General features: G+C 55.2%; 19 protein-coding genes. 7 read left to right on the top strand and 12 right to left on the bottom strand.

All coding sequences use genetic code 11. The annotated features are described in order from the left end of the window. Window position 1: 1 nt before the first annotated feature. From ACJJIV_RS13015 to lgt, 7 genes are all read right to left on the bottom strand, one after another. Entirely contained in the window at window positions 2-403 is a 402-nt protein-coding gene (locus tag ACJJIV_RS13015) for an ExbD/TolR family protein (RefSeq protein WP_252083571.1), read from the bottom strand. Between the two features lie 116 nt (window positions 404-519). After that, entirely contained in the window at window positions 520-1,047 is a 528-nt protein-coding gene (locus ACJJIV_RS13010; RefSeq protein ID WP_152455321.1) for a MotA/TolQ/ExbB proton channel family protein, read from the bottom strand. Between the two features lie 14 nt (window positions 1,048-1,061). Continuing rightward, window positions 1,062-2,432 carry a MotA/TolQ/ExbB proton channel family protein gene (locus ACJJIV_RS13005; protein ID WP_252083572.1) on the bottom strand — a complete coding sequence of 457 codons (1,371 nt, stop codon included), beginning with the start codon at window positions 2,430-2,432 and terminating at the stop codon, window positions 1,062-1,064. Next, a complete protein-coding gene (locus tag ACJJIV_RS13000; protein ID WP_252083573.1) occupies window positions 2,429-3,211 on the bottom strand; it encodes a DUF3450 domain-containing protein in 783 nt (260 codons plus the stop codon). Before ACJJIV_RS13000 ends, ACJJIV_RS13005 begins: the two co-directional genes overlap by 4 nt. A 287-nt stretch (window positions 3,212-3,498) precedes the next feature. After that, complete coding sequence (locus tag ACJJIV_RS12995; protein WP_444882982.1) at window positions 3,499-4,008, bottom strand: dihydrofolate reductase; 510 nt, start codon at window positions 4,006-4,008, stop codon at window positions 3,499-3,501. Between the two features lie 14 nt (window positions 4,009-4,022). Then, window positions 4,023-4,856 (bottom strand): thymidylate synthase, encoded by an 834-nt coding sequence (locus tag ACJJIV_RS12990; RefSeq protein ID WP_444889212.1) that lies wholly within the window; start codon window positions 4,854-4,856, stop codon window positions 4,023-4,025. A 6-nt stretch (window positions 4,857-4,862) separates the two neighbouring features. Continuing rightward, window positions 4,863-5,711, bottom strand: a complete 849-nt coding sequence (gene lgt, locus ACJJIV_RS12985; protein WP_252083576.1) for a prolipoprotein diacylglyceryl transferase — start codon at window positions 5,709-5,711, stop codon at window positions 4,863-4,865. Window positions 5,712-5,806: 95 nt separating this feature from the next. Here lgt and ACJJIV_RS12980 point away from each other — a divergent pair, with 95 nt between their 5' ends. From ACJJIV_RS12980 to mepK, 5 genes are all read left to right on the top strand, one after another. After that, a complete protein-coding gene (locus tag ACJJIV_RS12980; protein WP_444889211.1) occupies window positions 5,807-6,643 on the top strand; it encodes an NRDE family protein in 837 nt (278 codons plus the stop codon). A 447-nt stretch (window positions 6,644-7,090) separates the two neighbouring features. Continuing rightward, the gene (locus ACJJIV_RS12975) at window positions 7,091-9,046 is read left to right on the top strand and encodes a L,D-transpeptidase family protein (protein ID WP_444887395.1); all 1,956 of its coding nucleotides are present in this window, start codon (window positions 7,091-7,093) and stop codon (window positions 9,044-9,046) included. Window positions 9,047-9,229: 183 nt separating this feature from the next. Further along, window positions 9,230-10,468 carry a L,D-transpeptidase family protein gene (locus ACJJIV_RS12970; protein ID WP_444889210.1) on the top strand — a complete coding sequence of 413 codons (1,239 nt, stop codon included), beginning with the start codon at window positions 9,230-9,232 and terminating at the stop codon, window positions 10,466-10,468. 27 nt (window positions 10,469-10,495) lie between these two features. After that, entirely contained in the window at window positions 10,496-11,656 is a 1,161-nt protein-coding gene (locus ACJJIV_RS12965) for a L,D-transpeptidase family protein (RefSeq protein ID WP_444889209.1), read from the top strand. A gap of 320 nt (window positions 11,657-11,976) precedes the next feature. Then, a complete protein-coding gene (mepK, locus tag ACJJIV_RS12960) occupies window positions 11,977-12,510 on the top strand; it encodes a peptidoglycan L,D-endopeptidase MepK (protein ID WP_252083581.1) in 534 nt (177 codons plus the stop codon). 54 nt (window positions 12,511-12,564) lie between these two features. Here mepK and ACJJIV_RS12955 read toward each other — a convergent pair whose 3' ends face one another. Further along, complete coding sequence (locus ACJJIV_RS12955) at window positions 12,565-13,746, bottom strand: imelysin family protein (RefSeq protein WP_252083582.1); 1,182 nt, start codon at window positions 13,744-13,746, stop codon at window positions 12,565-12,567. A gap of 58 nt (window positions 13,747-13,804) precedes the next feature. Beyond that, on the bottom strand, window positions 13,805-14,470 hold the full coding sequence (locus ACJJIV_RS12950) for a histidinol-phosphatase (protein ID WP_444882987.1): 666 nt from the start codon (window positions 14,468-14,470) through the stop codon (window positions 13,805-13,807). 339 nt (window positions 14,471-14,809) lie between these two features. Here ACJJIV_RS12950 and ACJJIV_RS12945 point away from each other — a divergent pair, with 339 nt between their 5' ends. After that, complete coding sequence (locus tag ACJJIV_RS12945) at window positions 14,810-15,316, top strand: RNA pyrophosphohydrolase (RefSeq protein WP_252086035.1); 507 nt, start codon at window positions 14,810-14,812, stop codon at window positions 15,314-15,316. A gap of 88 nt (window positions 15,317-15,404) precedes the next feature. Next, the gene (ptsP, locus tag ACJJIV_RS12940; protein ID WP_444882988.1) at window positions 15,405-17,669 is read left to right on the top strand and encodes a phosphoenolpyruvate--protein phosphotransferase; all 2,265 of its coding nucleotides are present in this window, start codon (window positions 15,405-15,407) and stop codon (window positions 17,667-17,669) included. 66 nt (window positions 17,670-17,735) lie between these two features. On the opposite strand, the gene gcvH is transcribed toward ptsP, so the two are convergent. The 3 genes from gcvH to ACJJIV_RS12925 form a co-directional block, all read right to left on the bottom strand. Then, window positions 17,736-18,122 (bottom strand): glycine cleavage system protein GcvH, encoded by a 387-nt coding sequence (gcvH, locus tag ACJJIV_RS12935; RefSeq protein ID WP_252083585.1) that lies wholly within the window; start codon window positions 18,120-18,122, stop codon window positions 17,736-17,738. 67 nt (window positions 18,123-18,189) lie between these two features. Continuing rightward, entirely contained in the window at window positions 18,190-19,278 is a 1,089-nt protein-coding gene (gene gcvT / locus ACJJIV_RS12930; protein ID WP_252083586.1) for a glycine cleavage system aminomethyltransferase GcvT, read from the bottom strand. A 202-nt stretch (window positions 19,279-19,480) separates the two neighbouring features. Continuing rightward, a complete protein-coding gene (locus ACJJIV_RS12925) occupies window positions 19,481-20,605 on the bottom strand; it encodes a CNNM domain-containing protein (RefSeq protein WP_252083587.1) in 1,125 nt (374 codons plus the stop codon). Window positions 20,606-20,782: the final 177 nt, after the last annotated feature.

Genomic DNA, 20,782 nt, shown 5'->3' with positions numbered 1-20,782 from the left:
GTTAACTCTTTTCTGTCGCGACCGAAACTTTCTTGATACCAATCTTCCTGGCTGCTTCCGCAATCAGGGCGATCTTTTCAATACTCGCTTCCTTATCGGGCTGAATCACCAACCACCCTTTCGGGTTTTCCGAGTAGAGGCGCTCCAGGACAATTCTTACCTGGCGCTCATCAACTTTCTCTTTGGCAATCCAGATCTCATCACTATCGTTAATCGCTACCAGAATAGAGGTGGCTTTGAGTTCTGCGGTTGTCGCTTCCGGCTTAACAACATCAGCACCCGGTTCCTTAATAAAGGTCGCAGTGACGATAAAGAAGATCAGCATGATGAACACCACGTCCAGCATAGGCGTGAGGTCAATAGCGCCGGCTTCTTCTTCTGCCGTATTTTGTCTTTTGCTCATAGCAACTCTCTTAGCGAACTTTCTCGTCGGGGGCCCTCAGAGAGCGCCCCTGGCGAAAATTTCTGGCTTGGCTAAACCTTCACAGCAAATAAGCTGGCCTATTCGCTGATGTGTGCTTAGTGATCCATGGTCAGATGATCTTCCAACAACTGGGTCTCACGCTCGGCCTTACGGGCGAGGTAGGTGTTGGCGAATACTCCGGAGAGGGCCGCAACCATACCCGCCATCGTCGGGATAGTTGCCATGGATACACCACTGGCCATCTGCTTAGCGTCACCGCCACCGGTAATTGCGAGAACATCGAACACGTTGATCATGCCCCAAACCGTGCCCAGCAGCCCGAACAGGGGCGCTAGGGCAACACAGGCCTGGATCATGTCCATATTGTCCTGAATTTTCTCGGAAACCCGGGAGATCATCGCGTAGCGGATCTGGTGGGAGGCCCAGGATTTGCGCTCACTGCGCTCTTCCCACTGGTCTACCGCACCCTGAACGTCACTCTTTAACGCTTTGTTAAAGTAGAAAACACGTTCAAAAATCAGCGTCCACATAAAGAAGGTCAGGCCGGCGATCAGGAACAGTACTGGCCCGCCCGACGCCATAAAGGCGTTGACGGCGGCCCATGCGTCGATTAATGCGTGCATGTTGCCGCCTCCTCTTATTTACGCTCGGCGTTTTCCGCCACGATACCAGCGCTCTGCTCTTCAAGAATATGCAGGACGCGCTTGGCACGAGCATTAACAATGGTGTGCATCAGTACAGTGGGGATAGCCACACACAGACCGAGAACGGTAGTGATCAAGGCAGAAGAAATACCACCAGCCATTGCTTTAGGATCACCAGCACCAAAGATGGTAATTGCCTGGAAGGTTACGATCATACCGGTAACGGTACCCAACAGACCCAGCAGCGGAGCTACCATGGCAATAATCTTCAGCAGGTTGAGACCGGACTCGATGGCCGGACGCTCTTTCAGGACCGCCTCTTCCATCTTCAGCTCGAGAGTCTCACCATCGACACCTTTGTTCTCTTCCGCAACAGCCAGTACACGGCCCAGCGGGTTATTGGTGTTCGGGGTAGAAGAGCGCAGCTGAGCATTTACCTTGGCACTCACGCCAGTCAGTACGATCAGGCGGAAGATAGCCAGCAGCATTGCGAATACACCAACAGCAGTAATGATGTAACCAACGATGTCACCCTGGTGCCAACGCTCAACAATATCGGGGCTGTTGATCATGGCTTTCAGGTAGGAGCCGCCGGTAGGACCAGTCGGATCAACACCGAAAGCACTGAAGCCAGCGGTGGAGGCCTGTAAGCCTTCCGCCATCTTCTGGAAGCTGGCATCTGGCTGGCGAATCAGCTCGGCCAGCTGGTAGGCGTCGTTCATTTCCAGGTATTTACCGTTGGAAACCAGGTTGAAGTTACCAACACGGACAACTTCCTGTTGAGCCTGCTCACCGTTGGGCTTGATCACGGTAGCGTTGAACTTAACTACTTTGCCGGATTCCAGAGTTTCACGTTGAACTTCAAACCACAGACGCTCGATTTCCTCGATTGTCGGCAGCTTGGTAGCGCTGTTCATCTTGGCCAGCAGACCGTCGATAAATTCGGTACGGTTGGGATATTGGGCGGAAACCAGGGAGGAACCAATGTTCGAGCGTAGATCTGCCGCAGTGGAAGACATATGGCCGAACAGCTCTTTCAGAGAGCCCAGGCGCTCGTCCAATTGCTGGCGCTTCTGATCTACAGCAACTTCCTGCTCCTGGTATTTCTTTTCCAGTTCAGCAGAGCGCTTTTCTTCCGCAGTGCGAGTGTCTTTAGCCTTTTTCAGCAAAGATTGCTGATTGGCCTTTTGGCGACGGAACTCAGCTTCACGCTGCTTGTGCTCTTTGGATTCAGCAACCTTGGACTGTTGAACCATTTTCAGCAGGTCATCGAGAGAAGCTGCTTTTTCCTGGGCGACAGCAGAGAAGCTGATCAGGCCAGCCGCTGCTGCAACTAGTACGCGTTTGGCGATAGAGGATTTCATTGCGCTGCCTCCGGAGCCGCGATCGGCATAGTCATGATATCGATAGTGGCCTGCTTCTTGGCGATTTTCAGACCGTTCATGAGAGCGCGGCGGTATTCGCCAGCATCGATCTCAACCCAGGCTTTCTGGCCTTTGTCATAGGCGAGGGAGATCGAGGAGTCGGTGGTCTGAGCCAGCAGGGCGATACGGCCGATCTGCAGCACGTTCACCTGGCGCTCTTGGCCATTTACATTCAGGGTATCGCCGTAAGTGTCGATCTTACGCGCGTATTCCGCTTCGAAATTGTACAGCTCCAGTACCTGGCGGAATTTCTCCGCAACAGTAATATCGGAACGATCCATATTGTTCTTAACGCCTTCGAGGTTGGCCATACGCTCGTCCAGCTTGAACGGTGCATCCAGTTCGATGAACTGCTCCAGGCCGTCCAGCATACGCAAAATCAGCGGCTGGATCTGACGTTCGATTACAGTAACGTTGGCAATGGACTCGTCCAGCTCATTGATCACTTCGAGCTGGTTGGCCAGCTGCTTTTCCAGCTGACGGTTGTACACTCGCAGACCATCGATTTCTTTATTGACCACCTTGAAGTCCTGCAGCAGGCTGCTGGTTTCTTCGGCAATCTTGTCGATGCGTTTTTGCGATGCCTGGGCCGCAGTGGTTTTCTGCTGGCCGACGGCGAGTACGTTATCGAGAGTATCCGCAGTGGCTACGCTGCCGTAGAGCGCGCCGGCAGACAGCGCAGTGGTCAGCGCCACAGCCATGAATCGCTTGGTTTTCATTAGACCCCCCAGTGGGTTCAATATTTCACAACATGGTCGCGATGAGATAGCTGCCACAACGCGGTGTCCTTTTGTTTTAAAAACATTGGTTAGAAGACAGCTAAGAGCCGCACATTGTAAACAGCCGATTTGATTATTCAAATGCCGATTGCCAGCATCGGCCCGCGTGGGTAGCAAAGTAACAACCGGGTAACAAGACCGGGTCGCTTGCACACATTGACGGCGCTATTCCCTGTGTTGGCTGTCGCAGAATTTAACAGATTGATCAACTTTTAATCAAATTGTTTTTATTTAAATCTGTCGTACTGAACTAATGCGTAGTTATACTCATTCTTGTCGCAAGCAGGGTAACACTCTCGTGCAACTTCGACCCATGAGTCATTAACTTCAGGAAAAAATGCATCTCCCGCCACTTCAGCATCTACTTCGGTAACATAGAGCCGCGCGGCATAGGGCATACTGAGGCGATAAATCTGTGCCCCGCCGATCACCATCAGCTCGCCGGCCCCTGCTTCCTGTGCGTGCTTATCGGCAAGTTCCAGTGCAGCTTCCAAGGTGCTTGCCACCTCGACACCGTCGGCCTGCCAATCAGGGTTGCGGGTAATCACGATATTGACACGTCCAGGTAGCGGGCGGCCAATCGACTCAAAGGTCTTACGTCCCATCACCACAGGCTTGCCCATAGTAGTGCGCTTGAAGAACTGCAGGTCGCCAGAAAGACGCCAGGGCAACTCGTTATCTCTGCCAATGGCACCGTTACGGGCCACAGCCGCGATTAGGGCAATCGGGGTATCCACAGTGTCTCTCCTATTCAAACCGCAACTGGAGCCGGAATATGTGGATACGCCTGGTAATCCTGCAGATCGAAATCCTCGAAACGGAAGGCGAACAGGTCTTTGACATCCGGATTGAGGTGCATTGTCGGTAGGGGGTGTGGTTCCCGTTGCAGCTGCAGATCAACCTGCTCCAGATGATTGGAGTAGAGGTGGGCATCGCCAAAAGTATGAATAAACTCACCTGGCTCAAGGTTACACACTTGGGCCAGCATCAACGTTAGCAAGCTGTAGGAGGCAATATTGAAAGGCACCCCAAGGAAGATATCCGCACTGCGCTGGTACAACTGGCAGGACAACTTGCCATCCGCCACATAAAACTGGAACAAGGCGTGGCAAGGGGCGAGCGCCATGCGCCCTTCACGGGCATTTTCCGCCGGGGAGACGCCCTCATCGGGCAGGTCCGCCGGATTCCAGGCACTGATCATCAGACGGCGGGAATCTGGACGGGTTTTCAACTGCTGCACCAGCTCTTCCACCTGGTCAATTTTACGACCATCAGGCGTGGGCCAAGAGCGCCACTGGTGGCCGTAAACTGGCCCCAAATCCCCATCTTCGGTAGCCCATTCATCCCAGATTCGCACCTTGTTTTCCTGCAGGTAGCGAATGTTGGTGTCTCCCTGCAAAAACCACAACAGTTCGTGAATGATGGAGCGTAAATGACACTTCTTTGTAGTAATTAAAGGGAAACCCTCTGCCAAGTTAAAGCGCATCTGGTAGCCAAATACGCTCAGGGTACCGGTGCCGGTACGATCCCCTTTTACTGTGCCGTTTTCGCGCACATGGCGCATTAGATCGAGGTACTGCTTCATTTCTAACTAGGCTCCGCCATTTACTTGAGAACGGTTTTCTTTGTTTCCACCCTTGCCGCGCCCTTCGGGCAGCGGCTGGGTACGATAGCTCCAAACCAATAGAGCGATACCGGCAATAATCATCGGCAGACTCAAAAGCTGACCGCGAGTCATCCAGCCGAACAAGTCGAAGCCGATATGACCGTCTGGCTCCCTGACAAATTCCACCAGGAAACGGAAAATTCCGTAGAGCAACACAAACATACCGCCAACGGCGAGGCGCGGGCGCGGCTTGCTGGAGAACCACCAGAGCACTGCGAAGAGCACTAGCCCTTCCAGGAAGGCCTGATATAACTGCGACGGATGCCTGGCCAACAGCTCCGGGTCCTTGGGAAAGACCATTCCCCAGGGCCCCTCTGTTGGGCGGCCCCAGAGCTCCTGACCGATAAAGTTACCCAGACGCCCCAGTCCCAGGCCGATAGGTACCAGTGGGGCGACAAAATCAATCAGCGCGGGAAAAGTTGAACCAATTTTTCGGGCATAAATGACGGTGGCCAACATCACGCCAACCAGGCCACCATGGAAACTCATGCCCCCTTCCCAGACTTTGAACAGAGAGAGCGGATTCTCCATCAACTGCGGCAGGTTGTAGAAAAACATGTAGCCGAGGCGCCCACCGACCACCACACCGATAGCGCAGTAGAGAATCAAGTCCTCCACTTCCGATTTAATAACTGGAGACCAGGGCCGAGTGCTACGCCGCAGCGCCAACCACCAGGCAGCAACGAAACCGAACAGGTACATCAGCCCGTACCAATGTACTTTTAAAGGGCCTATAGCAATGGCCACCGGATTGATTTCTGGATAAGTCAGCATGGGGGAATCGAGATTGTTGGCGAAGAGCGTATTATGGTCGCAAAGCGCCCCCCAGCGAAAGAGGCGCGCTAAAAGCCCACCTTTAGGAAAACACTATGTGCCTACTGTTGTTTGCCTACCGTTGCCATCCCGACTACCCGCTGCTACTTATCGCCAATAGAGATGAATTTTACGTCAGGAAGAGTGCCCCCGCCGAACCCTGGAAGAATGGGCCAGAGGGGAGGCAAATAGTCGCTGGGCGCGACCTGCAGGCTGGCGGAACCTGGGCAGGGATCTCTGCGCGGCGGGTGGCCGCAGTGACCAATATCCGCGAGCCCGGAAGGGCAGAGCCCGAAAATGCCCTATCTCGCGGGGAAATTCCTTATAAATTCCTAACCGGCGATGATTCCCCCGAGCAGTTCGCAGGGGAACTCGAAGGACAGCACTATCGGGGCTTTAATGCGCTGCTATTCGCACTGGATAAAGCCCCCCCCCTCTACTGCGCGGGCAATAGGCATAAGCCCTTCGCTTTCTCTGCCGGAGTACACGGTATCTCCAATGGCGCACCCGATGCTCCCTGGCCCAAGGTGGAAAAGGGCAAGGCGGGGCTGGCACAAATTACACGGCAAATTGAAGGCCCCATTGGCCGGGAGAACTTTATTGAACCGGCCTTCAACCTGCTGCAGGACAGGGCCCCCGCTGCAGATGCGGAGCTGCCAGATACCGGCGTGAGTTTGTCAATGGAGCGCGCCCTGTCGCCAATATTTGTGCAGATATCCCAGAGAAAGAATCAACTGCCAGGCGGGCAAGATTTAAGCGACACTCTGCAAGGCTATGGCACACGTGCCAGCACCCTCATAGCAGTTCACCGGGATGGCCAGACCCAGTTATGGGAACAGAGCTTTTCCCAGGGCAATCCGTATGGGCCAATTCGCCACTTTTCCATCCCCTGAATCCTTTATCCCAAGCCCCTGAAATCTGTAGGGTTTTTAGGGGTTATTGAAAAAATTGGCCGTATCTAATCGCCCAAGCCCCGAAGCCATAGCAGACAAATTTCTGTCAATAACAGAACCATATCGCGGTAAGGGCTAAGATTTGCGTGCCTTCATCACAGATTACCAAGCCTCTTATCCTCAGAGGAAAGAAACGCCAAGCAAATTCCGCATTTATTGCCATACTTAGTTTCACAGGCTGAGATTGGTTGAGTTTCGCGCAAGCGTGACGCCAATTGTGGTCTTACATTAGAGGAAGTCGCGCGGGACGCATGACAAGTGCGAGTCAACGCTAGACACCTAACAGTCTCTGGATGGGCTCGCCACAGGTTCGGAAGGTATGAACGATCTGGCGTCCGGCATTATCCACAAGACAACACCGGGCCCCTGCAGTATCGCTGAGGTACCATGTCTTACTTCAACCCAGAGCAGCGCAAACGCAAATCACTACTGCCCCTGCTGGTGCTAGGCAGTCTCTGTGTCTCCATCCTCTATTACGCCTTTTCCGCTAACCAGAAAACGGTGCCAGTATTGCCGGAGAGTGCAGTACGCCCACATTTGGTGCACTGGCTGGAGGAAAACCCAGATGCATGGCCGGCCCAAGATCCCATTTTCAACCCGGCGGCAGTGCGCAGGATTTACCAGCGTACTAATTATCGCCTGCTGTGGTTTGATAATTACAACCTGAGTGACAGCGCCAACGATCTCCTCAAGCAGCTAACAGCTGCCAGCTCTGGCAACCCAAGCAGCATGGTGGATTATCGTTACCACCTGGGGTACTTCGACCGCACCTTGCGGGACACTCCCCAGCGCCTGCAAATGGCCGCAGTACTGGATATTCTGCTGACAGACGCCTTCGTCTCTTACGCACAGGATACCCAGCTCGACAGAATCACCCCCAAAAGCCGTCCGCGCCGAGGAATTACACCGGTTCTGCGGGAGCACCAAGGATTTCGCATGGTAGCCTTCGGCAATGCCCCACAGCAGGCATCCAACGAGCCCAGCGGACGCAAGTACTTTCGCGGCTATGATCGAGCGCGCATGATCGGCAGTAAACCACGCAGTCGCTACTACTCCCGCGACTACAACACTGACAACGAACGCAGCTCTTCAAGGCCTTCTGACACTCGCCGCTATCGCACACGCTACAACACCTCCAGTGACAGTGGTTCCTCTGGAGCAACGAGAGGCGGCAGCAGGGTTTACTACAATCAGGGCCGCAATAGTCATCCCCAGGAAAGAACCAGGGCAGCACGCTCAGAAAACAGTGAGGGGCCCTATTTCGAAGAAAACACGCCTTACGGTAGCGACGTCTATGCCCTGCGAAACGAGCTGGAACGCCTGCGCAGAATCTCCGACAGTGGCCGCTGGCGCCCGATACCTCCGGGGCCGGTGATGACGATGGGTGCTCGCCACCCCCATGTGGCCCGCCTGAGAGAATTGCTCACCCTCTACGGGGACTATCAGAGCCGCTATAGCTATGGCGGAGGAGACCCCAACCGCTTTGACCGGGGCCTACATGAAGCGCTACTACGCTTCCAGAAGCGCCACGGCCTCAAGCCAGACGGAATTGTGGGCCGCGGCACACGCAAGCGACTCAACCTATCCCCCTCAGCGCGAGCAAAAATTGTTGAGATGAATATCCTGCGCAGGGAAGAGCTTCCTGCCAGCCTTGGGGATCGCTTTATCCAGGTGAATATACCCGCGTACCGCCTCCAGTATGTGGAGAACAACCGGGTAAAACTGGCCATGAATGTGGTCGTGGGCAAGAAGAAACACGCTACTCCCGAGATCACCACCCGGGTCAGCAAGGTGGTATTCAACCCCACCTGGACAGTGCCACGCAGTATCTTGGTGAATGAAATTCTGCCCAAGGCACGCAAGAATCCTGCAGGCATGGAGAACATGGGTTACCGAGTCGTCAATGGCAGAGGGGAACACCTGCCGCTGACCGCTAGTAACTTGTCAGCCGCCGGTGCTGGGTCTTTCCTTATGCGCCAGATGGGTGGAGAGGAAAATATTTTGGGGCGAGTGAAATTCGAAATTCCCAATAAACACGATATTTACCTGCACGATACTCGCGCCCGCACTCTCTTCTCTCTCACAGACCGGGATTACAGCCACGGCTGTATCCGCCTGGAAAAACCCCGCCACCTGGCTGAGGCTCTTCTGCGCCCTCAGGGGGACTGGGACCAGTGGCGCATCGACCAGCTCACTGTCGGAGAGAAGACCACCGAGGTCGACTTAGTCCGCTTGGTTAAGGTCTATATCACCTACTGGACTGCCTGGGTGGACGGAAAGGGCCGGCTGAATTTTCGCCCCGATATCTATCGCAAGGATGGTTTGAGCGACAATCAATTTTGAGCAAGTATGGGGCGGCCTTCGGGGCCGTCCCATAGCCTCCAATAATACCCCCTCATAGTCTTTTTCCTCGGCGCATAGCCCCGATCCATTCCTCAAAATTATTTAGGGCTCAAGAGTCACAAGTTACCAATGTGAGCAGGGTGATCAGTCTCTCTGATCCGATTTCGCTTACTGGGGTGACTTATGGGTGCTGGCTATCTCTCCTCCTTGCAGAGCAAATCAATCCACAGTGGCACCATGGCTTTTATATTGGCCCTTGTGCTGGGGGTTGATAGCTCCCCGTCCTTGGCGAGCGCAGGGGCAGACCTTGATCTACCTGTGCCAGGGAGAGATCCCTTTTCCCCCTATGGCAGACAGTACACTCTCCTCAGTGAGGAGCTGGCTCGCTACCAGACACTGGCCGAGGGGGATCATTGGCAACCGCTGGATGGCGGACAGCCAATTACTCCGGGAAGCCGGGGACCGAGAATAGCTCAGTTGCGCAGTTTGTTAATGCTCTACGGCGATTTCCGCCCCAGGGATTTTCCCAGCAAAGGCTCCAAAGAAACACTTACAGGTGACGTCTACGACAAGCCCCTACAAGAGGCTGTGCGCCGATTCCAGCGCCGCCACGGCCTAAAAGGGGATGCCCTGGTGGATGAGCGCACCCGCAGTCGCCTCAACACTAACCCGGATAAGCTGGTTCGGATTCTGGCAGCCAATATCAAACGCTGGGAAAACCTCCCAAAGGATTTAGGGCCCCGTTATATCGTCGTTAATGTTCCCGAGTTCAACTTGCGCTTGATCGACGACGAGCGCGAGCAATTCCGTATGAAAGTGGTGGTGGGCAAGCCCAAGCACAAGACCCCACAACTTACCACGCGCATGACACGCCTGGAATTCAATCCAGTTTGGCGAGTCCCCCCCAATATCGCCTTACGGGAGCTTCTGCCAAAGGGCAGCTCGGCGCTGAGTGCCAAGGGCTACCGCTTAATCAATCATCGCGGCCGGGCGGTACCTTTCACCCGTGGAAATGTCGCCGCAGTGCGCCGGGGCCAGGTAACCCTGCAGCAAAAAGGAGGACCGGGAAATGCGCTGGGACGGGTCAAATTTGTGATACCTAACCGTCACGCCATTTACCTGCACGATACCAACAGCAAGCACCTGTTCAAGAAATCTCAACGCGCTTTCAGCCACGGCTGCATACGCCTGGAAAAACCCCTGAAATTTGCTCGCATGATGCTCGCCCAACAAAATCGCTGGAACAACGCCCGCATTGAGCGAGCGCTGATGAGCGGTCGTACCCATGGCGTAGCGCTGAAAAACCCTTTACCGGTATATATCGCCTACTGGACTGCCTGGGTGGATGAAAACGGCCAACTGCAGTTCCGCCCGGATATCTATCAACGGGACAAAGCCGGAAAAGGGACCAATCGTGGCTGAGTATCATCAATCTGGTGGGAGTTCACTATGGCTTGGTATCCCCGCCATCTAGGGTTAGCTGCTCTCCTGACAGTGGCCATTGCCTCGGCCGCCTCAATAAGCGGCGGCCAGTCTTCCAAGGGTGCTGCAGCTCTGGATATTGCCCTTATGGGAGACCAACTGCGCAGCGAAGCCCTGCATTACAAAAACCTAGCCAAACATTGGCGCCCTATACCCCAGGGTGGCCCCCTGCAAGCCGGAGATAAGAACGAGCGGGTGCTGCAATTGCGAAAACTGCTCGAACTATACGGCGATTATCGTGGACAACCCGGCCCGGTATCATCTCCACAGAAGGACCCTATGCGTTTCGACAGCGCATTGCAGTCGGCACTTGAGCGTTTCCAGCGCCGCCACGGCTTGGTGCCAAGTGGTGTTGCCGAGGGAGAAACCCTCACGGCCCTGTCGGTTTCCCCCATCGAGAGAGCAGAACAGATGGTTAGAAATGCACAGCGCTGGGACAAGCTCCCCTCTCAGAAAGAAGGGCGCTATGTGCTGGTAAATGTGCCCAACTACCGCCTGCAATTGGTGGAAGATGGACGTATCAAGCTGGATATGAAAACCGTGGTGGGCAAGAACAGCAGCCGCACACCCAATTTACACACCCGCATTACCAGTGTGGTATTCAACCCCACCTGGACAGTGCCGCGCAGTATCCTCATCACAGAGTTACTCCCCAAAGCACGGCACAACCCTGCAGCCATGCACCGCCGCGGTTATCGGGTCATCCAGTATCGCGGTGGCAAAACTTCCCCGATCACCGATGAAAGCTTGCAGAGGGCCGCAGGTGGCCACGCCACCATGCGCCAGGTCAGCGGGCCAGATAACACCCTAGGTAAAGTGAAGTTCGTTATTCCCAATAAGCAGGCCATATTCCTACACGACACCCAGGCGCAAAGCCTGTTCACAGAGCACCATAGAGCTTTTAGTCACGGCTGTGTGCGCCTGCATCAACCCGAGGAATTGGCCTATAACCTGCTAGAAACCCAGGGGTGGGACAGGACCCGCATCGCCGAGGCCGCAACCGGGGACGAACCTCTAAAAGTAGCCATCAAACCCGCCCCTAAACTCTTTATCGTTTATATGACAGCTTGGATAGATGCCGAAGGGCGCCCTCAATTCCGCCGAGATATTTATCACAGGGATAAATAGGTCAATGCCCCAGGCGCCCCCCAAAAAAGTGCCTCTGCTTTAGGAAAAAAACTGAATAGTCGCAAAAAAAATGATTTTTTAAGCTTGCCCACTGAATGACAACGCTGTCTCCTGTTTCTAATGCTAATTCCCCCGCCAGCAGCTACGAGAACGCAATGGGAGTAGCATCCGTAAAAAAATTTACCAACGAAAGCCTTCAAATATTTCCTAATTAGCAGGTCACAATTTGTAACAAATGGTTATTTTTTGTACATTTTCCGCCGTACCCGGATGCGCTCAATCAAGAGCACACCGAAGAGATTTAACGACGAGGCGGAATTATGAAGAATCCATCCAGACGTCGATTCCTGGCAGTGACCTGCGCAACTGCGGCGGCGGTCAGCGCCGGACCGACTTTCGCGAAAGTAGGTAGCTCCCGCACCCTGAAGATGCGCAACCTGCACACAGGGGAGAAGCTGGAGGCCGCCTACTGGAGCAACGGAAACTACAGCAACGGTGGTTTGAAACAGTTCAATAAGCTGCTGCGGGACCACCGAGCTAACGAAGTGACCCGCATGGACCCGAAACTATTTGATATCGTGTATAAGCTGAAGGAAAAGTTCAATTACACCGGTACCATCGAGATTATCTCCGGGTACCGTTCGCCCAAGACCAATGCGAAGTTACGCGCTGCGGGTCGGGGCGTGGCCAAGCGCAGCTACCATACCCGCGGTATGGCCTTAGATATCCGCATGCCCGGTGTACCCCTGTCAAAACTGAGGCAGGCGGCGCTGAACCTAAAGGCAGGTGGTGTCGGCTATTACCCGAAGAGTAACTTCGTGCACGTGGACACAGGCCCTGTACGTCGCTGGTAAGCTTATAGACATCTCACAAAAAACCCCGGCTATTGCCGGGGTTTTTTATTTCCTTTAGCCCTCAACGGCCGGTAAAGACACCGGCATCACATCCTTCTCTGATACTGGCACCTCTGTGGTACCAGTCATCAAACCTGCCATCCGCTCCAGCAACTTGCGCGCTTTGGCCAGCTGCCCAAGCTCTGCCAACTCGAATGGATCCTCCATCTTTAACAATAGGGCCTCAAAATCTGAAAAGGCCTCCTCCAAAGCATTGACCTGATGACGGTCAAGAAGCACCTCGGCCAGACCACCACCTCCGGAGGGGATCCAGTTAGACTGCAAGGTCGCCATAATTGCCAGTAGCGCCTGCTTCGAGTCTGCCGCGCGGCCACTTTCTACATCACTCTCCGAGCCCTCGGGGAGACGGCGCAAAAGCTGCTCATCAATCACCTGGGTATGTGCCGCGCGAATCTGCTGCAATCGCGCTACCGGTCCTAGGGCTAGGTACTCTCGGGATAGGTTATTGGCCGAAGTGGGCCAGCGACGTGCTAGCCCGGCCATATCTTCTTCAATCCCCTTGGCAATCAGGCTGGTTAGTTCACGGCGACGATTGGCCGCCAGAGCCTCCGGCCTCTCCCCTTCGCTAACTGCCACAAAGTCTTCCGCCATGCGCTCACTTGTGGGGCCCCAGAGCATCACCTCAAGTGCGTGAAAGCCGGTGCTCGCCTCTTCGTGTGCAGTGAGGCGATGTTGTTTGCGCAGGTTTGTCAAAGTCAGTTCGATAGCGGTGTCGTTGACGATGCCGCTATCGGAATAACCCGGCACAGTATCCAGATAACCTGGCTGGGCGGGCCAGCTATCGAGTGCCAATAAGAGCTTGCGACCTTGACTGCGTAAGTCCGAGGGCGAAAAAGCCAGTTGGATATAGGGCAAAGTTGCTGCGAACTCGCGGTGCGCATCCAGCCAGGCGAGCCTGGCCTCCTCCAATTGCTCCTCATCGGGCTGGGCAAGCAAGGCATCGACAGCTCTCCGCAACGTTTCCACGGAGGCATGAGCGTGCAATACCTGAGCCTGTCCCGCCTGCCAGATTGCCAGCGAGAGATCCGAGGCCACCTTTTCATCAACCTGTTGGGCCTCTGGGGCACGCTTCTGTTCCTTTAAAGGCTGAGAGGTTCGCTGTTCGCAGCCAACTACGATAACCAGTACTCCCAGCAATAGGGCTGTGGCCAGAGACCGAAGGCAATATCCGTTCACTCACTTCCTCTTTTCATGTTTTCCAAGGTCGCACTTTTCTCTTGGCCAAAATCGCCATTTAGCCCTGATCGCGCAAGCTGATAATTGGCCATCCACGCACTTGCGCCTCTGCTCGCAGTTGGGCATCTGGGTCGACCGCCACCGGATGCTCCACTTCCGTGAGCAGAGGCAAATCGTTGATGGAATCGCTGTAGAACCATTTCTCCCTACCCGCGTATTCAGGGTTTTGCGCCAGCCATTGGCGCAGGCGCAACACCTTGCCAGCCTGATAACAGGGCTCTCCCACGACACGGCCGGTGAAGTGACCCTCGTGCTCTTCAGGCTCAGTCGCCAACAGGGTATCCACCCCCAGGCGGGCGGCAATCGGCTCCACCACAAAGCGGTTAGTGGCGGTAATAATCATGATGTGGTGTCCCTTGCGACGATGTTCACCGATTAGCTCTTGCGCTGCCGGTAGCCACAACTCGCTGATCACCTCCTGCATAAATTCACTTTGCAGATTCTCCAGTTGACCCCGAGAAATTTGTGACAGCGGCTCCAAGGCAAACTCCAGGTAGGCAAAGATATCCAACTCACCCCGCTGGTAGTCCTGATAGAAGCGATCGTTGCTCAAACGATAGCGTTCGCTATCCACATGCTCGCGCTCCACCAGAAACTCACCCCAGGCGTGATCGCTGTCTCCGCCGATCAGCGTGTTGTCGAGATCAAAAATTGCCAAGTGCATCGCCAACTCCCCCGTAAACTATAGATTCGCAAAGGCTATTTCACCGCCAGGGTAAAGCAACCACCACTAGAGTGGCGGTCGATTTTACCGCGCACTCGCCCCTATCACACGGACTGCGTCACTGAATTGCTGTAAACCCACCTCTGTGGAACAATGCGGGACAAGTAAGTGCAGCGCACGGCCGCACACAAAAGTATTGAGGATGGTATTTTGGGCGACGGCAAACCGGCACCTGCCGGGCGAAGAAACCGCCGTAAGCCTGCCAAGCAGTCAAATCGCAGCGACAACCCCAGTAGCAACAATCGCAACCGGGGACAGGGTGGCGACAACAGCAGCAATATAGACTCAGAGGGCTTTCGCCCCAATGTCGGTATCATTGTGCTGAATGCCCGCGGTCAGGCACTGTGGGCTCGGCGGGTAGGTGGCAAGGACGCCTGGCAATTTCCCCAGGGCGGTATAAATCCGGGCGAAACTCCCGAACAGGCACTATATAGGGAGCTATACGAAGAAGTAGGGCTTACACGCGATCAGGTCAGTCTTATCACCTGCACCCGCGGCTGGCTGCGCTATCGCCTGCCGCAGCGCCTGATCCGCCGGCGCTCTGAACCCCTGTGCATTGGCCAGAAACAAAAGTGGTTCTTACTGAAGTTAGAAGCCGAAGAGTCTTGCATCAGCTTCGACAACGGCTATAAGCCCGAATTTGACCACTGGCGCTGGGTGAGCTACTGGCACCCACTCAGTAAAGTGGTGACCTTCAAGCGCGAGGTTTATCGGCGCGCGCTGGCCGAACTGGCCCCACAACAAATTCAGCTGGAAAGGCGCTGGTTGCGCGAGCGGGGCGAGTAATTCCGCAGCATCAGCTGCACTCCAGCACCACCAAGCCCAGGCTCTCCTGGGCCTAATTCATTCTCCGTTGACTGGCGAGGAAAGGCCATTGCTCGGATCTTTGCGCAGTATCGTTCAGGAAGTTAACTCCGCCAGGGACCTGCCGGCGGTGCTTGAAATCATTGTGCGGCGAGTGCGCGAAGTGATGCACACCCGTGTCTGCTCTGTTTACCTTCGCGACAAAGAAACCGGCAACTATGTCCTAATGGCCACCGATGGCCTGCTACCAAGTGCCGTGGGCCAGGTGCAATTAGCACCCGATGAGGGCCTGGTTGGTAATGTGGTCACCCGCGAAGAGCCCATCAATCTAGAAAAGGCCGAGGCACATCCCGCCTACCAGTATTTTCCCTCGACCGGTGAGGAGCGATTTAGCGCTTTCCTGGGCACACCGATAATCCACCACCGCGCAGTGCTCGGTGTCCTAGTTGTCCAGCAGGAAGAGCAGCGCCGTTTCGATGAAGGTGAAGAAGCTTTTCTCGTCACCCTCTCTGCCCAGCTTGCCGGGGTGATTGCCCACGCCGAAGCCACTGGCATGTTGGCTACCATCCGCCGGCAGCGCCAGGAAACCCACTTCTCCGGTATTCCCGCCTCGCCAGGTGTCGCCATAGGTCGTGCTCATATCGTCACCCCCAGGGCCAACTTGGCTACCGTGCCCTACTCCCTGTGCCTGGACATCGAAGAGGAATTGATTTTGTTCCGGCAAGCGCTCACCTCCGCCAGAGAGGAGATTCGCGAAGTGGGTGAGCGCCTCAAAGACGAACTCAACCGCGAAGAACGCGCACTTTTCGATGCCTATATCAGTATGCTCGACGACGACTCTCTCGCCGTAGAGGTTTGCGATCGCATTCAACAGCAGCTGAGCGCCCCCAGGGCCTGGGCCGAAGTCATGCTCGAACACGTACGCCGTTTTGAGGCCATGTCCGATTCCTATTTCCGCGACCGCGCCGCCGACGTGCGAGACCTGGGAGCCCGTGTCCTCACCCACTTACACCAGCAACAGCAGAGCGAGCGCGATTATCCAGACAACACCATTCTGGTTGGGGAAGAGCTCACTGCCGCGGTGCTGGCCGAAGTGCCGCGGGAGAAGCTGATCGGTGCTGTTTCCGTAAAAGGCTCCTCCAACAGCCATATGGCCATCATTGCCCGCGCTATGGGGCTGCCGGCGATTATGGGCGTGCAAGACCTGCCCTACGAAACTATCGACGATGTGGATATGGTGGTGGATGGCTACCGTGGCGACCTGCACATTCATCCTGGCGTAGAGCTCAAACGCCGTTACGACGAGATCGTCGCCGAAGAGCAACAACTCGCCCACAGTCTGGATCACCTGGCAGAACTACCTGCTGAAACTGCCGATGGACACCGGGTTCACTTGCTGGTCAACACCGGCCTGATGGCTGATGTCACTCGCTCCCTAGAGCGCGGTGCCGAGGGTGTCGGCCTGTTCCGCACCGAGGTCCCCTTCCTTCTGCGCGACCGCTTTCCCTCCGAGGAGGAACAGCGGGAAATCTACCGGGAACAACTCGAAGCCTTTGCCCCCATGCCGGTAACCATGCGCACCCTCGATGTAGGCGGCGACAAAGCACTGGCCTACTTTCCCATTGAAGAAACCAACCCATTCCTGGGGTGGCGCGGCATTCGCGTAACCCTCGACCACCCGGAAATTTTCCTGGCGCAAGTGCGCGCCATGATGAAGGCCAGCCAAGGGCTCAACAACCTGCGTATCATGCTGCCCATGATCAGTGGGCTCAATGAACTCGAAGCCGCACGCAAACTGATCGAACGAGCCTACCGGGAACTTCTGGAAGAAGATTATGAAATTGAGATGCCGCCGCTCGGGGTCATGGTGGAGGTGCCCTCGGCGATCTATCAGATTCGCGAATTAGCCGAGCGCGCTGATTTCATCTCAGTGGGCAGCAATGATCTGACTCAGTACTTACTGGCTGTGGATCGCAATAACAGTCGCGTTGCCAATATCTACCACGCCCTACACCCCGCAGTGTTGCGTGCTCTGCAAGAGATTGTCAGCACCGCGCACGCTGAGGGCACCAGAGTCGGCATCTGCGGAGAATTAGCAGGAGAACCCGGGGGCGCCCTATTGTTGGTGGCCATGGGCTACGACATGCTGTCGATGAACGCCACCAATCTACCGCGAGTAAAGGCAACTCTGCGCGCGGTACGCCAAGCAGATACCAAGTTACTACTGCAACAAGTGATCCAAATGGATTGTGCTGAGGAAATCGAGCACACCGTCGGCGCATTCCTACATAAAATAGGTCTGAAAGGCATCCTTCACCCGGCAAGTACCGAATAAACACCATCTTTAAACAAAAAACCGCTGCCAATAGCAGCGGTTTTTGCACTCAGTGAGCGTGAGGAATTAGTCCTCAGACTCCGAGCGATAGGTATCGGCATCCAGCATATTGTCCAGCTCTTTCACATCGCTGGGCTTGATACGGAAAAACCAACCGTCATCGTAAGGAGAGGAGTTCACGGTCTCCGGGGACTCTTCCAGAGTTTCATTCACCTCTACGACCTCACCGGATACCGGGGAGTAGATATCGCTAGCGGCCTTAACAGACTCAACTACACCGGCCTCGTCGCCGGCAGCCAGAGTGCTGCCCACTTCGGGGGTTTCAACATATACCACATCACCCAGAGCGTCCTGGGCATGGTCACTGATGCCGATAGTAACTGTGCCATCCTCTTCCAATCGCGCCCACTCGTGGCTGGAGAGGTATTTTAATTCATTGCGGATTTCGCTCATGCTGTGATCCCTTGATTAAGCATCTGTATATATTGTCTGAATGGCGCTGACACCTGTGGTGCGGCGCTTAAATAACCGATTTGCCGTTGCGCACAAAGCAGGGCTTAACCACCTTGACCGGCTGCAGTTTCTTGCGGATTTCCACTTCGGCGGTATCGCCGACGCTGGCCGGTACCCGCGCCAGGGCGATGGAGTAACCCAGGGTAGGCGAGAAGGTTCCGCTGGTGATGATACCGCGCTCTTCGCTACCGTCCACCATCACATACTGGCCCCCACGCAGAACACCGCGTTCCTCGAGAACCAGCCCGACCAGCTTGTGTTCGATGCCCTTAGCCTTTTCCTCTTCCAGCACTGCGCGGCCGATAAAATTGCGGCTCTCCGGCGCCCAGGCGACGGTCCAGGACATATTGGCGATCAGTGGAGAGGTTTCCTCATCCATTTCATGGCCATACAGGTTCATACCCGCCTCGAGGCGCAGAGTATCCCGCGCACCCAAGCCACAAGGGGCAACGCCAGCCTCGGCCAAAGCACGCCAGAAACCACTGGCATCTTCGCCGGGCAGCATGATTTCCAGGCCATCTTCACCGGTATAGCCGGTACGCGCCACAAACCACTCGCCGCGGGCCACGCTCTGGAACACTTTCAGCGCATCAATCGCCGCAGTCCAGTCGATACCCAGGACTTCTTTTGTCTTGCTGAGAGCGTTAGGGCCCTGGATGGCGATCATCGCCAGCTGAGGTCTCTCAGTGAGAGTGACCTCAAAAGATTCCGCCTGCTTGTTCATCCAAGCCAGGTCTTTTTCGCGGGTTGCACAGTTTACCACCACGCGATAACCGGGGTCGCGCAGGTAGACGATCAGGTCGTCAATCACGCCGCCCTTCTCATTCAGCATGCCGGTGTAAAGTGCCTTGCCGGGATTGCCATCGAGCTTGGCCACATCGTTGGCCAGCAGGTAGCGCAAGTAGTCGCGGGCGTCAGCGCCATCGACATCGACCACGGTCATGTGGGAGACATCAAACATTCCCGCATCGGTGCGCACCTTGTTGTGCTCATCCAGCTGCGAACCGTAGTGCAGCGGCATATCCCATCCACCGAAATCCACTATTTTGCCGCCCATAGCGACATGTGTGTCATACAGAGGCGTTCTGTTTCCCATTTTAAAATCTCAGTCCGTCAGGTTCCGAAGCGGCGTATTCTAGCGGCTTGGGTACAGACCTTGCCAGCAGGCAATGGCCTGCGACATATCTGCACAGAAGCCTAGCAGCCATCGGAATCAAAACCTGTAGAGCCCGCCGGAGGCCGTCAAAGATTCCGTCAGGACCACCGGCAGGGAAAGCACAAGCTATCAGATGTAGAAATTAGCTATCGCGCCCCTCCCGGCCATCACGACCTTCACCAGCCTCCTCAGTATCCTGCTCCTGCTGCGCAGATTCATCCACCTTGAGACCGTGTCTCTTTGAGCGCCAGCGCCACAGGCGCTTGGCCAGCTCCTGGCGATCCGGAGTTTTATCCGCTTCATCAACAATCTCTTCACCGAGCAGAGTCTCGAGAAGATCTTCAAGGGTAACCACCCCTTCCAGGCTGCCGTATTCATCCAATACCGCACTGATCTGCACCCGGCGCGACAGCATTTTCTGGAAGGCCTGATATATAGTGGCGGTTTCCGGCAGCATCAACATTTCGCGGCGGAACTCGGACAATTTGCGTTCGCCCTCCCCCTTGGCATAGGCGAGCAGTAGTTCCTGTTTAAGTACAAACCCCACCACACAGTCCTGATCGCGGTTTTCATATACCGGGATACGGGAGAAGCGCCCCCTTTCCACCTCCTCGTAGACCTCAGCCAGAGTGGCGTCCTCGGGCAGGGAAAATACCACGGTGCGCGGCGTCATCACCTCGCGTACAGAATGGTCGCGCAGGGTAAAAAACAGGTTGCGCAGAATACTGGACTCACGCTGCTCCAGCTGGCCCTCGGCCTCCCCGATCTCCGCCATAATCGCAAACTCATCGCGGCTGAAGCCCGTAAGGGTGGGTCCGTGCGATAAGCCCCGTGTGAGCCACTCGGACATTTTCACAAAGGGGTAGAGCAACCACACCAGTCCGCGCAACGCGTAGGCAGTAAATGGAGCCAGCTGACGCCAGTAAACCGCCCCTAGGGTTTTAGGAATAATTTCCGAGAACACCAGAATCAACAAGGTGAGGATTGCGGAGGCAATACCCAGATACTGGTTGCCAAAAACCGCTGCAGCCTGGGCACCAGCACCAGCGGCACCAGCAGTATGGGCAATAGTGTTCAGGGTAAGGATCGCGGCTAGGGGCGCATTGATATCCCCTTTCAGCTTGCGCAACAGAGGCCCCGCTTTGTGCCCTTCCCTCTCAAGAAGTCTCACATAGGGCGTGGTGACGCTGAGAATGACCGACTCGGCAATCGAGCACAAAAAGGAAAAGCCGAGAGCGATAAAAATATAGGTAATTAAGAGAAACATATATCCCTGGTTACAGCAGAATTAGAGCTGAATTCTTGCGCACTGTCCGTGACACAACAAGCCCAGAAAGCATCAAAGCCGCAATAAAAATGAATTTAACCGGCCAATCTTCCCTTGAGAGTAAGGCATTGGCTAGAAAAGCGTTTTATCCAGGACTTATTGCGTATACCTGGAGCC

The sequence above is a fragment of the Microbulbifer mixtoriginis (SeqCode) genome (genome assembly GCF_052466765.1).
The sequence above is the reverse complement of the archived record's forward strand: the minus strand, read 5'-3'. Positions and strand labels throughout refer to the sequence as shown.